This window comes from Nitrosopumilus sp., from assembly GCF_025698945.1.
In the GTDB taxonomy this organism is placed as follows: Archaea; Thermoproteota; Nitrososphaeria; order Nitrososphaerales; family Nitrosopumilaceae; genus Nitrosopumilus.
In genome coordinates, this window is the sequence record NZ_JAILWM010000001.1 from 26,748 (window position 1) to 40,419 (window position 13,672).

18 protein-coding genes are annotated in these 13,672 nt (G+C 34.6%); 14 read left to right on the plus strand and 4 right to left on the minus strand.

The features are described 5' to 3' along the window. Positions 1-33 precede the first annotated feature (33 nt). Positions 34-699 (minus strand): DNA-directed RNA polymerase subunit D, encoded by a 666-nt coding sequence (locus tag K5790_RS00195; RefSeq protein WP_367182816.1) that lies wholly within the window; start codon positions 697-699, stop codon positions 34-36. A gap of 279 nt (positions 700-978) precedes the next feature. Between K5790_RS00195 and K5790_RS00200 the strand changes: the two genes are divergently transcribed. From K5790_RS00200 to K5790_RS00245, 10 genes are read left to right on the plus strand one after another with little or no spacing between them, the layout of a single operon-like run. Then, on the plus strand, positions 979-1,164 hold the full coding sequence (locus K5790_RS00200) for a hypothetical protein (RefSeq protein WP_297591707.1): 186 nt from the start codon (positions 979-981) through the stop codon (positions 1,162-1,164). 57 nt (positions 1,165-1,221) lie between these two features. Further along, positions 1,222-1,908, plus strand: coding sequence for a ribosome assembly factor SBDS (locus K5790_RS00205; RefSeq protein ID WP_297591708.1), 687 nt, complete (start codon positions 1,222-1,224; stop codon positions 1,906-1,908). Next, positions 1,908-2,588: an exosome complex RNA-binding protein Rrp4 gene (gene rrp4 / locus K5790_RS00210; RefSeq protein ID WP_297591709.1), complete on the plus strand. Its 681-nt coding sequence runs from the start codon at positions 1,908-1,910 to the stop codon at positions 2,586-2,588. Before K5790_RS00205 ends, rrp4 begins: the two co-directional genes overlap by 1 nt. Beyond that, entirely contained in the window at positions 2,588-3,322 is a 735-nt protein-coding gene (gene rrp41 / locus K5790_RS00215; RefSeq protein ID WP_297591710.1) for an exosome complex exonuclease Rrp41, read from the plus strand. The genes rrp4 and rrp41 overlap by 1 nt, the downstream gene beginning before the upstream one ends. Before the next feature lie 3 nt (positions 3,323-3,325). After that, complete coding sequence (gene rrp42 / locus K5790_RS00220) at positions 3,326-4,144, plus strand: exosome complex protein Rrp42 (RefSeq protein WP_297591711.1); 819 nt, start codon at positions 3,326-3,328, stop codon at positions 4,142-4,144. Between the two features lies 1 nt (position 4,145). Then, the gene (locus tag K5790_RS00225; RefSeq protein WP_297591712.1) at positions 4,146-4,358 is read left to right on the plus strand and encodes a 50S ribosomal protein L37; all 213 of its coding nucleotides are present in this window, start codon (positions 4,146-4,148) and stop codon (positions 4,356-4,358) included. Beyond that, entirely contained in the window at positions 4,342-4,587 is a 246-nt protein-coding gene (locus K5790_RS00230; RefSeq protein ID WP_297591713.1) for a KEOPS complex subunit Pcc1, read from the plus strand. Before K5790_RS00225 ends, K5790_RS00230 begins: the two co-directional genes overlap by 17 nt. Before the next feature lie 23 nt (positions 4,588-4,610). After that, entirely contained in the window at positions 4,611-4,997 is a 387-nt protein-coding gene (locus K5790_RS00235) for a prefoldin subunit beta (protein WP_297591714.1), read from the plus strand. A 52-nt stretch (positions 4,998-5,049) separates the two neighbouring features. Further along, positions 5,050-5,736, plus strand: coding sequence for an ERCC4 domain-containing protein (locus K5790_RS00240; protein ID WP_297591715.1), 687 nt, complete (start codon positions 5,050-5,052; stop codon positions 5,734-5,736). A 34-nt stretch (positions 5,737-5,770) separates the two neighbouring features. Further along, on the plus strand, positions 5,771-6,529 hold the full coding sequence (locus K5790_RS00245) for a sulfurtransferase (RefSeq protein ID WP_297591716.1): 759 nt from the start codon (positions 5,771-5,773) through the stop codon (positions 6,527-6,529). On the opposite strand, the gene K5790_RS00250 is transcribed toward K5790_RS00245, so the two are convergent. Continuing rightward, positions 6,488-6,994 carry a nucleotide-binding protein gene (locus K5790_RS00250; protein WP_297591717.1) on the minus strand — a complete coding sequence of 169 codons (507 nt, stop codon included), beginning with the start codon at positions 6,992-6,994 and terminating at the stop codon, positions 6,488-6,490. The genes K5790_RS00245 and K5790_RS00250 overlap by 42 nt on opposite strands. Continuing rightward, positions 6,984-7,799, minus strand: a complete 816-nt coding sequence (locus K5790_RS00255) for an NAD(+)/NADH kinase (RefSeq protein WP_297591718.1) — start codon at positions 7,797-7,799, stop codon at positions 6,984-6,986. Before K5790_RS00255 ends, K5790_RS00250 begins: the two co-directional genes overlap by 11 nt. Before the next feature lie 90 nt (positions 7,800-7,889). Between K5790_RS00255 and K5790_RS00260 the strand changes: the two genes are divergently transcribed. The 4 genes from K5790_RS00260 to K5790_RS00275 are packed head-to-tail and all read left to right on the plus strand — an operon-like array spanning position 7,890 to position 12,153. After that, positions 7,890-8,735 carry a sulfurtransferase gene (locus K5790_RS00260; protein ID WP_297591719.1) on the plus strand — a complete coding sequence of 282 codons (846 nt, stop codon included), beginning with the start codon at positions 7,890-7,892 and terminating at the stop codon, positions 8,733-8,735. A 1-nt stretch (position 8,736) separates the two neighbouring features. Next, complete coding sequence (locus K5790_RS00265; protein WP_297591720.1) at positions 8,737-9,048, plus strand: hypothetical protein; 312 nt, start codon at positions 8,737-8,739, stop codon at positions 9,046-9,048. Between the two features lie 36 nt (positions 9,049-9,084). Further along, positions 9,085-10,032, plus strand: a complete 948-nt coding sequence (locus K5790_RS00270; protein ID WP_297591721.1) for a 4Fe-4S dicluster domain-containing protein — start codon at positions 9,085-9,087, stop codon at positions 10,030-10,032. Positions 10,033-10,086: 54 nt separating this feature from the next. After that, the gene (locus K5790_RS00275) at positions 10,087-12,153 is read left to right on the plus strand and encodes a cellulose synthase family protein (RefSeq protein WP_297591722.1); all 2,067 of its coding nucleotides are present in this window, start codon (positions 10,087-10,089) and stop codon (positions 12,151-12,153) included. Here K5790_RS00275 and K5790_RS00280 read toward each other — a convergent pair. Beyond that, positions 12,150-13,655: a chemotaxis protein gene (locus tag K5790_RS00280; RefSeq protein ID WP_297591723.1), complete on the minus strand. Its 1,506-nt coding sequence runs from the start codon at positions 13,653-13,655 to the stop codon at positions 12,150-12,152. The two genes, K5790_RS00275 and K5790_RS00280, sit on opposite strands and share 4 nt — an antisense overlap. Positions 13,656-13,672: the final 17 nt, after the last annotated feature.

The window sequence follows — 13,672 nt, forward strand, 5'->3', positions numbered from 1 at the left end:
GTTTAAAACCCAAATATAATGTCTATGCTTAGATTATTCTTCTATTTGGCTTATCATTTCTTTGAATTCTGATAATCTGTTACTTACCTCATCTACTCCTGAAATTATAATTTGTTCAGGATTGAGTGCTCCTGTTGATTCTACTGTTAGAATTCTTTCATCTTCTTTATCTGTCTCTGTAAGTACTGATACGTTTGCAGAATTCCATTTTGCGTGTTCCGTTCCTCTTCCTAGTCTAGCATAACATTCAACTTTGATTCTTTGACCTGGTGCTAGTTGTACTATTGGAATTTTATCTGATGTTGGCTTTATTGAATCATCTTCGGAGGATAGTTCATTTGATAGAACACTTCTTGTCACATCTGAATCTCCCGAATCTAACACTAACATTACTTTGCAGTTCGAGCATCCAGTTTCACTTTGACATTCGCATTTTGATGGTTCATTAAATCTTGCCAAATCTGTTTTTAATGGAATTAATCCTAATCTGTGTGCCAACCCCTCATCAGGCAATACTGATGAATTTTCTATAATGTCTACTGTATCAATTGCAAATACTGGAACTCCATTTAGGCAAACTCGTCTAAGTGCATTTGCATACTGTAACGGTACTCCCTTTAGCTTTACAGCTATTTTTTGATTATCTTTGCTAATTACTTCTAAGGATGACAAATCTTGAAGAAAATCTTCAAAGTCCACATAAAAATCTAGCTAGTTTTGGACTTGGTATTATTTCTCCCTTTATCATAAATTCGATTTTTACTATAACCAGGCCTTTTAGCCTTAATGTTTCCTAGTTCATGATCTTATGATTTGTAATATGCTTGGATGTGATGCTGAGGCCTTTACACAAGTTATGTTGTACCACTTTGAGGATGGAAATCAAAAACCCTACTGCAAACAAATTATGAGGTTTTGTGTAATTTATGCTAAACTAATCTCAAGAGATGAAAGTACAATTAGGATTCAGGTGCTAAATTGAGAAAAGTAGAGATTGATGTAAAGGAACAGGACTATCTTGATTTCTTATCAGTTTGTATCGAAGAGAAAATATCAGTTGAGGAGAAACTCAAAAACATAATTAGATATCATCTTATTACTTATCGAAATCGAAGAAAGGCCGAAAACAGTAAACTATTTTCATATGCTAAGGATTGTAATTGATTTGAACATGGTATACTTAGTACAGATAAATAGCAAATCCACATACATCTTTTAGAAATGGCCGATGTTACAGTGGTAAGATACTCCTATGAAGGAGAAAAATTTGAGATTATGGTAAAGCCTGATCCTGCATTGGATTACAAGCTTGGAAAGAAAAAAGATATATCATCTGTTTTGGTTTCAGATGAAATTTACACTGATTCAGGAAAAGGCACAAGACCCTCAAGTGAAAAATTACTAAAAGCATTCAAAACTGAAGATCAGACAGAAATTGCTGAAATCATTCTTCAAAAGGGCGAACTAAATCTTACCACTGATCAAAGACGAAAAATGATAGAAGACAAAAGAAAACAAATTGTAACATTTATTGCAAAAACATACGTTGATCCTAGAACTCATTTACCTCATCCTCCATTAAGAGTGGAGCAAGCAATGAAAGATGCACGAATTTCAATTGATCCACACAAAAGTGTAGATGATCAAGTCAAAGAGATAGTTGAAAAATTACGTTCTATTATTGCTCTAAAATCTGAGAATCTGAATTTGGAAATAATAATTCCTGCACAATATGCATCTCAATCATATGCTGTTTTAAAATCAGTAGGTTCTTTGAAAAAAGAAGAATGGCAAAATAATGGTTCTCTAAAAGCAATACTTGAAATACCCGCTGCAGCAAGGCCAAACGTGATAGACAGATTAGGCTCTATAACTAAAGGCTCTGCCACAGTTGAGGTAATGAAATAATGGATAATAAAAGAAAATACGTAATCCCTGGTGATGTTGTAACCACAGGACCTTTCAGACCTGAGCAAAATGTTATTCTTGAAGGAAACAAGATAATTTCTACAACTATTGGAATTTCTGAAATTTATGATGATTCAGTTAAGGTAATCCCATTAACTGGAAAATATATACCTAAAATCAATGATCTGGTAATTGGTAAAGTAATTTCCCACACCTCTTTGTCTTGGGAATTAGATATCAATTCCTGCTATGTGGGATTTTTGCCAGCACAAGATGTTTTTGGACGAGATTTTTCTGCTCATGCTGATGAGCTTACATCAAAACTAAAATCTGGAGATCTTGTAGCAGCAAGAATTGCAAATTTTGATAGAACAAGAGACCCACTTGTAACAATATCTGATAGAGATTTAGGTAAAATAGACTCTGGAGACTTGGTAAAAATCTCTCCAAGCAAAGTTCCACGTTTAATTGGTAAAAGGGGTACTATGATTCAAACTATAGAAATGGCAACCAATGCTGCAATTACTATTGGCCAAAATGGGTGGGTAGTAGTTGCATGTGAAACGCCCGAGGGATTATTAAAGGCTAAAAAGGCAATCCAAATGGTCGATGAGAAAGCACATGTTGCAAATTTGACTGATCAAGTGAAAGAAATGTTAGAATCAAAAGGTGAATCATAATGGGCGGAAGAGACGCAACAATGGTCCTATTGGACGAGAATGGTATTCGTTGTGACGGAAGAAAAGTTGATGAACCACGACGAATAATGATCAGAGCAGGCGGATTAAAGAATGCTGATGGCTCTGCCTATATTGAATTTGGAGACAATAAAATTTTAGTTGGTGTGTTTGGACCAAGAGATGTTCATCCAAAACACATGTCAAATACTGATACAGGAATTTTAAGAGTAAGATATCACATGGAGCCATTCTCTGTTGGTGAGAGAAAAAATCCTGCTCCCTCCAGAAGAGAAATTGAAATTTCCAAAGTAATCAAAGAAGCATTAGAACCTGCAGTAATGTTAGATAAATTCCCAAGAACTGCAGTTGATGTCTTTATTGAAGTATTACAAGCTGATGGTGGAACAAGATGTGCAGCACTTACAGCAGCCTCTGTTGCACTAGCTGATGCTGGAATCCCAATGAGGGATATGGTTGCAGCAATAGCTGCAGGCAAAGTAGCAGATACTGTAATCCTTGATGTTAATAATGAAGAAGATCAAGCAGGTCAAGCAGATATGCCTATTGGCTATATGCCAAATCTTGAAAAAATTACTCTATTGCAACTAGACGGTGTTTTAACTCCAGAAGAATACAAGAAATGTGTTGAAGTTGGAGTTGAAGGATGTAAGCTAGTTTATGATTTACAAAAGAAAGCACTACAAGAAAAATACTTTGGAAATGGAGGAGGCTAAGAAATGACATCCACTTCTGTTATTGATGAGCTAAAAAAAACACAAATTCTTGAATTACTTGAACAAGGAAAAAGAGTTGATGGGAGATCTCTGGATGAGCCAAGGGAACTTCATGTTGAAATTAATGCCATTCCAAAAGCAAATGGGTCTGCTCGAGTTAGATTGGGTGAGACCGAAGTTATCTGTGGTGTAAAAATTCAACCAGATAGACCATTTCCAGATATGGGTGACAAAGGTATTTTCATTTGTACTGCAGAATTATTGCCTCTTTCACATCCTACTGTTGAAACAGGTCCTCCAGGACCAGATGTAATTGAATTGGCAAGAGTTGTCGATAGAGGAATTAGAGAAAGTCACATGATAGATGTATCACAATTAGTAATAGAGAAAAACAAATCAGTTGTTGGTGTATTTGCAGATAATGTGGTAGTTGATTATGATGGTAATCTCTTTGATGCATGCTCTTATGCTGCAACTGCTGCTTTACTATCTTCAAAATCTCCTAAATGGAATATGGTAGATGATGTTCCAACATTAGTTGAAGGTGAAGAACAACCTGTTCCAATATCCACCATTCCAGTATCTGTTACGATGGGTAAAATTGGAAATCATATTGTAGTTGATCCAAATGGTGATGAATGGGATAGCATGGATTCTAGAGTTACAATTACTACTGATTCTGATGGAAATATCTGTGCCTTGCAAAAGGGTGGAAGTGACGGATTCACACTAGACGAAATTGTCAAATGTGGTGAAACTTCTGTTCGTGTAGGTGCAAAAATAAGAGAAAAATTAAAAGAAGCATCAAAGGCAGGTCAATAAAATGGCAAAAGCAAAAAAATCACTCAAAGGCTTAGGTGCAAGATATGGAATTAAACTTAGAAAACAATATACCAAAATTCACTTACAACTAAAAGAAAAAAGAACTTGTCCTGAATGTGGCTCTAAAACCTTTGGTAGAGATGCTGTGGGAATTTGGTCTTGCAAAAAATGCAGCTTTAAGGTAGCTGGAACTGCATATGACATTAAACTTTAGTGCAAAAATTACAATAGATGCTAAAGAAAAGACTAGAGCAATTTATGATTCTGTAAATACTGATAATGATTTTTATCCAGAAAATCCAGTAAAGACAAAAATTGATTTCAGTGATAAAATTGAAATTTTAGTAGAATCTGAACATTTACCTCATTTGAGAGCAAATCTTAATTCTACTCTTAGGCTAGTTCAAGCAAGCTATGATTCTATTGAATCGGTAAAGATATAATGAAATAAATTTTCTGTGTAAACATGTCATCTCCCCAAATGCCTCCATGGCTTCAAGAACAACTAATAAAACTACAACAATCCCAACAAAATCTTCAATCCATCATGACACAAAAACAACATTTGGAGATGGAAAAAGCTGAAACTCAAAAAGCACTTGAAGAATTAAAAAAAGTTGCAGATGGTGATAATGTATTCAAACAAGCAGGAACTGTTTTGATAAAATCCACAAAACAAGAGTTAATTGATGAATTAGAAGAAAAATTTGAGATGGCAAAAACACGTGGTACTGTTTTAGAGAAACAAGAAATACGTGTCAAAGAAGCTCTAAAGGAACAAGAAACAAAAATTACTGAAATGATGAAGTCCGGAGCACAAAGTCCTCCTACAGAAGATAACCCTAGAAAGTAACTGATTATCTAATTTCAAATAAGATATTAACAATTCTTTACATCTATTATTTGTGAAATTAGAGCATCTTAGAATAGTTGTTGATGAGCGAGAAAAAAAAAGTGGTATTCCTGAACTCTTAAAGTCTGTTGGATTAAACATTGAAATGAAAACACTTCCAATTGGAGACTATATTGTTGCGCCTGAAACCGTAGTTGAGAGAAAAAGCATTCGTGATCTTATGGCCTCTGTTTTTGATGGACGTCTTTTTGATCAATGCTCTAGACTAAAGGAGCATTTTGAAAATCCAATTGTTCTAATGGAAGGAAATGTTGATGAGATTGAAGAAATTACCGATAATCCTCTGATTTTTTATGGTGCAATCTCTACAGTAGTTCTTGATTTTAAAATACCAGTTATTCCTACTCCTAGTGCCACACATACTGCAAAACTACTCGTATCGATGTGTTCTAGAAAAGATTCACCAAAGGGACCTTATCTGAAAAAAATTAAAAAATCTTCAGATCTAGAACGGCAACAACTATCATCTCTTTGCAGTCTGCCTGGAATTGGAGAAAAATTTGCAGTTCGAATGCTTGAAAAATTTGGAACGCCACTAAAGGTTTTCACTGCAACAACTGCAGAACTAGGAAAAGTTGAAGGGTTAGGTGAAGCAAGAGCAAAGAAAATCAAAAAAATGCTTGATACTACTAGTAAACACCTCAAAGAATCAAATCAAACAACATTATCTGATACATGATATGATTAATTAAATTGATAAAAATGGTTTTTCTATGTTAGTAACAGTTGATTGGCTCAAAGAAAACATTGATGATCCTAATCTTGTGTTATTAGACACACGTCCAAAAACAATGTATCTTTATGGCCATATCCCAAAAGCACAATCTCTGTCCATTGAGAATGTTATTCAATTTGATCAATTTGGTTCTAATCTAGTTGCAGAAGATGATAAAATAATTTCATTATTTAGTGGTTTGGGAATTGATAAAACCAAAACTGTAGTGTTGATTGGTGATTCAATGGATCCATCCACTGCAAGAATTGCATGGACTCTGATGTATTTTGGACATGAAAAAACATTCTTACTTGATGTCAATTCTTCTGATTTACAAAAATATGGTTTTGAACTAACAAAACAGAATATTCCTGCAACACCTACTACTTTTAAAATTAAAAAAAATTCAAAACTTCGCGTTGAAGCAGACTTTTTAAAAGATAATTTGAATACTTTTGAAATTTTAGATGCTAGGAGTCCTCAAGAATTTATGGGAGGTCATCTGCCAAATGCAAAACTAATTCCATTTACAGAAGGAATTGGATATGACGGAAAACTTTTTCGTGACAAAGAATCCCTCAAAGAACTGTTCTCTCAAAACAATGTTTCATATGATAAAGAGGTAGTTTGTTACTGTATGCATGGTCATCGTGCCTCCAGCTTATTATTACAATTAAAAATTGCTGGCTTTGAAAATGTAAGACTTTTTGATGGATCATTCGTTGAGTGGGACGGAAAGAGATTTCCCCTTGAGTAATTTTCTTTTTAAAATAGTTCCACACATTGGGCATTCTTTTCCTTTAGAATGATTGGTTCTACACCCTGGGCAGTAATGCACCCATACCCCTACATCTTCAATCCCGTTAGTCATTATTGATGATATTTTTAAGCCTAAATTTCTACCCACATTTGAAATTGCAAAATCATCGCTAATTATCTCACCGCTTGTTTCAATACATAATGCAATTATTGAAATATCTTGTTTTGATAACTGCTGAAAATCTCCAGTATCTTTTGCAGCTTTTATTGCAGCATCGGTGGCTTCTTTGCTTGGTTCTCTGATTTTTAATCTGTTGGTCTCAAGTAAAGTTCCTAAAGCATCCTGATTTTTCTTAATGTGTTTAATTTCATCATATACTAGTGATGTTGTATAGCAATCACTATCTGATCCAAATGGAACTCCTGCATAAAATGCACTGGCATCTAAAATTCTAAAATCCAAGTTTGCTCATCTGTCTTAGTCCTCGTTTCTTCAATCTAACAAAGACTGCTGGTTTATTATATTTTTTAATTATTATCGGTTCTTCAAATCCAGCCGTCTTTACAACTTGTGCATCCATTACAATGTTGCAATCGTGTGAAGAAATGATCTCTATTTTTTCATCTGGAACAACAATTGATTCTAATCTGTATACAGGTGCAACTGGGGTGATGATTAGCACATCTAAACTCTCATGCAATATTGGACCACCAAGCGAAAATGAGTGTCCTGTTGATCCGCTAGGTGTTGCAATAATTACTCCATCCATTTTCTGCTTTACCGTATCATTTTGAAATTTAATCACGATTTCAGCTGTTTTAGTTAAATTTGCTCTGCTAATGTAAATTTCATTTAACGCTGGTGGGAATTCCTTTCCTCCGCAAGTTGCAGTGACCCTTGTTCTCTTGTCTAAGAAAAATTTGCCCTTTTCAATTTGGTTTAAAGCATCATCAATTTCTTCAAATGTTATCTCAGATAGTATGCCTCTGTTTCCACCAACATTTATTGTTAGAATTGGTGTTTCATTTTGGAGATTTCTAAATACTCGAAGTGTAGTACCATCCCCACCTAGTGTGATGACTAGATCCAACTTAATTTTTTTCAAATCTTCTAGCGTCTCCATCTGTTTTGTACCTTCAACTTCAATTGGTGAAATTGTGTACACTGTTGCTTTTTTAGCCAATAATTTTTTTGAAACTTCTCTAGCGGCCTTCTCTGAATCCTTAGATCCTACCTTACTTACCACTGCAACTTTCTGAAGTTTCAAGCAGTTCTTCTGAATCCTATTTACATAAAAATGATATTTTTAATGTGGTTTGGAAAAACAATTAAGTATGAAAGCATATTCGTAAAAAACATGACTTACGCACATCCTGAAGTTCTAGTCGATACAGAATGGGTTTCAAAAAATCCTCCTGATGCAAAAAGAAAGTTAGTTGAAGTAGATTATGATCCTGTAAACGGTTATCAAAAAGGTCACATTAATGGTGCCACATTAATTTGGTGGAAACGCGATATCAATGATCCTGTAACTCGAGATATCATTGGTAAAAAACAGTTTGAAGCATTAATGTCAAAAAATGGAATCACTGCTGACTCTGAAGTAATACTATATGGTGACTTTAACAATTGGTTTGCCGCATTTGTTTTTTGGGTTTTCAAATATTATGGACATGAAAATATCAAAATAATGAATGGTGGTAGAAAAAAATGGGAATTAGAAAATAGAGATTACACCACTGATGAACCACAAGTAACTCCAACAACATATGTTGCACAACCTCCAGATGAGGGACTACGTGCATATCTATTTGATGTTAGTAGAGCATTAGGAAAAGAAGATACAGTTATGGTAGATGTAAGATCTCCTGCAGAATTTTCTGGACAAATTACTGCTCCTCCCGAATATCCTATGGAGCATGCGCAACGTGGTGGACATATTCCCCATGCAAATAACATTCCATGGGCAACTGCTGTTAATGATGCTGATGGAACATTCAAAGCAGTTGAAGAACTAAGACAAAATTATGAACCAAAAGGTGTGACTCCTGACAAAGATGTGATTTGTTATTGTAGGATTGGAGAAAGATCTTCTCATAGTTGGTTTGTTCTAAAATATTTGCTTGGATACCCAAAGGTTCGAAACTATGATGGTTCATGGACTGAATGGGGAAATATGATAGGAAATCCAGTGGAAAAATAAATTGCTATTAGACCTTCCTGTCTTAGAGAAAGGATCTTTTTATTTTGTAAAAGATGGAAAAGATGATCTAATTTTAGAAGACAAAACAAAACGTGGTCTTGAAATCAAAGAAACATCTGCTGATGAGAAACTCAACGTAATGGCAGATAAAGGAATGATTCACGATATGGATGGAATTGGACATTGGGTAGTAATTCGTTGGTATTTTCCAAAATCGTCTTTTGATCTATCTAAAGTGATGGTTCATGCCAAAGCTATGGAAAAAAAGTATACTGAGCTTCGGGAACTTACATGTCCTGACGATGATGACTGATAACCTTTTTAAATAAAATCAATTCATTAAAATCAAATGTCCTTACTTCTAAAAGATCGAGTTTGGTCAATGGAGGCTCCAACAGCTAAACGTGGTGTTTATCCATTACATGGTTTCAAACTTGGACTTTACCGATTACCAATCAAATTAGAAGATCCTGTTGAACTAAAATCTGTTCATGATGGACTCAAAAAGGCATTTGAAATGGACATGTATGCAGATAGAATTTTTGCTACATACCGCTGGAAAGAACAAAACATGGATGATCCTGATGCAAAGGGGTACGAAGAAGTTGAATTGTCAGTTACTGTTGAAATTGTTTCCGGTGAAGTCGTAGATATTATTTATCAAATATTTCCTATTGAGAAATTTGGAGATCCAAATTGGGTTAAAGATTATAGAAAAAAGGCAGATCATTTTGCAAAAATGGTTATTGATACAATACTTCGAAACACTATCTTAGCAGATAAGATGATTTCTTATTTTGTAAAATCTGAGAAAATCTCAGAAGTTGCAGCTATTCAAAAACTTGAAGAATTAACACCACTTGCAAAAATTGTTCTTGGTGCAAAACCAAAACCAGTTGAAGCAAATGAAGATGAGATTGAAGAAGATGATGGAGAAATTGAAATTCCAGATGGTGCAAAACCTGGACCAATTGACGTTGAATTCAAATCAAAAATGAAACCCTCATCACCATATGAAGCACCTGAGCACACAATCAAAACTTGGGGCCGAAGAGGAACTGGCAATGCTATCCTTGGTGTATGGGGAGAATTTGTCTCAGTTGATTATGATATTTGTGTTGCAGATGGTGGATGCATTGAAGCATGTCCTGTTGGTGTGTATGAATGGTTTGACACACCGGGAAATCCCGCATCTGAGAAGAAACCCTTGATGTCTAAAGAGCCTGATTGTATATTTTGTCTTGCATGTGAAGGTGTATGTCCTCCTCAGGCAATCAAGATCTTTGAGCAAAAATAAATTGAAATTTTTGCAAGTATAAATAGCGATTAGTAATTCAGTGAGACTAGGGATATGGCAATCAACCCTTTCACACAACTAGTCTTTGATTTATTCATTTTATCAGCTATAATTATCACAGCATATACTTGCAATTTTTACTATCTTGCATTTCTATCAAGAAAAAGAAAAGATGTTTTATCCCCCACTGATTGGGGAACTCCCTCTATTACAATTCAACTTCCGATATATAATGAAAAATATGTTGCAAAAAGGCTAGTAGACTCTGTTTGTCATCTGGATTATCCTCAAAACAAAATGAGAATTATGGTTTTAGATGATTCAGATGATGATACTGTGGAATTACTTGGAGAAGTAGTTAATGATTACAAGAAAAAAGGGTTTCATATAGAGCATGTACGACGCGGTACAAGAAAAGGGTACAAAGCGGGTGCTCTAAAATATGCAATGCAAAGCACAGATACTGAGCTTGTTGCAATTTTTGATGCTGATTTTATCCCCCCAACTTGGTTTCTGAAAAGAGCAATTCCGCATTTTTCAAAACCCACTATTGGACTTGTGCAATGTAGGTGGGGTCATGTAAATGAAAACTATTCTGCAATTACTCAAGCACAAGCACTATCTCTTGATTTCCACTTTCTTATAGAACAAAAGGCCAAAAGCAACTCTCATTTGTTTATGAATTTTAATGGAACTGCTGGAATTTGGAAGCGTAGTTGTATTGAGGATGCAGGAGGTTGGCACACTGCAACACTTGTAGAAGATTTGGATCTTAGCTATAGAGCACAAATGAAGGGATGGAAGTGTGTCTTTCTGCCTGACATTGTAGTTGATGCTGAATTACCCGTTCAGATGAATGCTGCAAAAAGACAACAGTTTCGTTGGGCTAAAGGCTCAATTCAATGTGCAATCAAATTGCTTACTGATATTGCACTAAAACGTAAAGTTGCAATTGAAGCAAAAATTCAAGCATTTATCCAATTAACTAGACATATAGTATACCCGTTAATGCTAATACAATTTTTGGCATTGCCAATTTTGTTAGCAGGAAACGTTAATCTCTATGTGATTAGTTTTCTTCCAGCACTAACTATTGCAACATATCTTGCAATGGGCCCTGGTGCGTACATTATGATAATCCAAAGTATGTATCACAAATCCTGGAAATCAAAAGCAAAGATTCTTCCTGCGTTGCTAATCTATAATGCTGGAATGTCAGTAAACAATACAGTAGCAGTGTTTGATGCAGTTTTGGGAAAAAAGAACGAATTTCTTAGAACCCCAAAGTATGGTGTATTAAAAACAAAAGATGACTGGAAAGATAATGCATACAATTTACCCTTCTCGCAAGTAACGCTTCTTGAGATTTTTTTTGGTGTTTATGGTATATTGGGTATTTTTATTTCAATTTTTTCAAATAATCCTATATTTGCGCCAATTATTGGTCTTCAAACCATTGGATTTTTCTATATTGCCTACATGAGCCTCTCTCATACACGATTTAAAAGAAATAAATCAAGTAATACTGTACCAAAAACTAAGAAGGAAAAAATGGCACATACTGTTTACAAACTCTCCATGATTGGGATTGTTGCAATAATTATTTTTGGAGGATTTATGGCAATAAATGGATACAATACTGATATCTATCCTCTTGATAGAATTCGTGGCCATCTTGATGGAATAGTTGGTTCTTCGGATCCCACTGCAATCCGTAATCATCTCTTAGCAATTCAAACTGATTTGGCAATAGTCATGGAAAAAGTCCCTGAGGTAACTGATGCTAATGGCGAAATAATATCTAAAAACCCCGTCTGGATATTTGCTACTGAATCTACAAATTTACTTAGAATACAAAATGATGTAAACACAATGATTGCAAGTATTGATAAGATTTCAACTGTGCCAAAGGATAGTTCGGCATATCATACAGGAATGCTTGATCTTAATGATAGAGCCTTGTTGTTGAGAACCAATATTATGGATGCAACTCCATACATGTATGTCAGTGTTGCAAACATTATGTTTGGAACCATTTGGATTGCAGGAATATTGGGAATATTTGCAGCTCTTAAGAGAAAGAAAGAGCAACTAAAACTTGCAGATGAAACTGGTGTTTAAGAAATATTCAAGTCTTTTCTAATTTCATCTACTGCTCTAATGCCGTAGATATCTCGAATTTGCTGAATTCTTACAGCCTCTTTTAGCATGTCTCTGCCAATTGCATTTGTTAATATTGAATATACATCACTAAATCTAATCTCCCACTTGTCTGCACAATCTAATATTTTTCCAACTGCCCATTGTCTTACTTCATGTGGTAAGGGAATTTTTTCGCCTGACTCTATTGAAATTCTATCAAACAAATTAACAATATCTGAAGTCTGGGATGCCATCTTTACTAGATCTTTTGTATCTCCATATTTTGATTCTGCATTCATTCTGATGTTTGATTGATATTCTGATAGTTTTAACAGAGCCATCATCTCTTTTGATGAATCACTTGATGACTTGTTTGTAAAATTCTTGACTGACTGTATCTCTTCAAATAATTTCTCAGATTTTTTATGGAATTCCGCAGTTGATGCATCTTGTCTTTTTAGAACATCTGAAACTGAGGCTATTTTCTGTTCAATACTGTTAGTTTTATCAAAAACATTTGCTTTGAAACTGGAGAAATCCTCTTGAACTGATTTTAGACCCTCCCCAACAAATGCTGTTGAATCGGCTCTTTTAGCCAATGAACCTATCTCAGTTTCAATTTTATCTATTTTTCCTCCTAATTCCTTAATTGATTCTAAACTAAGATTGTCAATGGAATTTGCTTTTGCTGATACTGTTTCAAATTGTTGCTTTAGACCATCAATTACTCCTCCAAGAGAATCCATCTTTGAGGCTTTGGCAGATATTGAATCAATGGTTGCTTTGATTGCCTCAAGCTCTGCATTAAGATTTGATGTGGACATTACTCCTTCTGTGATCTTTTCAAATTCTTGTTTGAGACTTTCAATAATTTGATTTCCTGTATCTAACTGTGCTGTTTTTCCTGAAATATCTTCGATACTGTTTTTTAGTTTCTCCATTTCAGAACCAATTTCTTTAAATGAGTCTGTTTTCCCAGAAACTTTTCTGAGATCATCTCGCACTTCATCTATTCTTTGTGCAATTTTGATTATCATCTGGGAATTGTTCTTTATTGAATTCATACTCTCTTCAACTTTTTCTGATAATTCTTGGGATTTTGATGATTTTTGTAATTCAGAAATTCTGTTGATCTCTTCTTGTAGTTTTGTAGTTTGATCATTGATTTTAGTAACTATGTTGGTTTGGTTTCTTACTTGATTAAGACCTGCATAGAGCTTTTGAGTGTCATCTTCTATTATGTTGATCTGCTTTGATTGTTTTTGAATGTGTTCAAGTGTTGATGCTAAAGTATCAATCATACCTTTCATGGATACGAGAACTTTTTGATTGTCTGAAAAAATTTTAGTCATTACCTTGATTTCTTTTTGTAATGCTTTGTTAGAGTCTGATACTGATGCTACTTTTTTAAGAATGGCTGAGGGGGTTGGTTCTTTCTTTGGAGTTTTAGTTGAAGTTTTTTTCTGAGTTTTTGTAGCCATGTACGTTCAATTATAAA

Bases quoted from the DNA above. Each gene is read 5' to 3' on its own strand.
- rrp4 (WP_297591709.1), top strand. From the start codon at position 1,908: ATGGATAATAAAAGAAAATACGTAATCCCTGGTGATGTTGTAACCACA.
- K5790_RS00245 (WP_297591716.1), top strand. From the start codon at position 5,771: ATGTTAGTAACAGTTGATTGGCTCAAAGAAAACATTGATGATCCTAAT.
- rrp41 (WP_297591710.1), top strand. From the start codon at position 2,588: ATGGGCGGAAGAGACGCAACAATGGTCCTATTGGACGAGAATGGTATT.
- K5790_RS00270 (WP_297591721.1), top strand. From the start codon at position 9,085: ATGTCCTTACTTCTAAAAGATCGAGTTTGGTCAATGGAGGCTCCAACA.
- K5790_RS00275 (WP_297591722.1), top strand. From the start codon at position 10,087: ATGGCAATCAACCCTTTCACACAACTAGTCTTTGATTTATTCATTTTA.
- K5790_RS00280 (WP_297591723.1), bottom strand. From the start codon at position 13,655: ATGGCTACAAAAACTCAGAAAAAAACTTCAACTAAAACTCCAAAGAAA.
- K5790_RS00225 (WP_297591712.1), top strand. From the start codon at position 4,146: ATGGCAAAAGCAAAAAAATCACTCAAAGGCTTAGGTGCAAGATATGGA.
- rrp42 (WP_297591711.1), top strand. From the start codon at position 3,326: ATGACATCCACTTCTGTTATTGATGAGCTAAAAAAAACACAAATTCTT.
- K5790_RS00205 (WP_297591708.1), top strand. From the start codon at position 1,222: ATGGCCGATGTTACAGTGGTAAGATACTCCTATGAAGGAGAAAAATTT.
- K5790_RS00235 (WP_297591714.1), top strand. From the start codon at position 4,611: ATGTCATCTCCCCAAATGCCTCCATGGCTTCAAGAACAACTAATAAAA.
- K5790_RS00230 (WP_297591713.1), top strand. From the start codon at position 4,342: ATGACATTAAACTTTAGTGCAAAAATTACAATAGATGCTAAAGAAAAG.
- K5790_RS00260 (WP_297591719.1), top strand. From the start codon at position 7,890: ATGACTTACGCACATCCTGAAGTTCTAGTCGATACAGAATGGGTTTCA.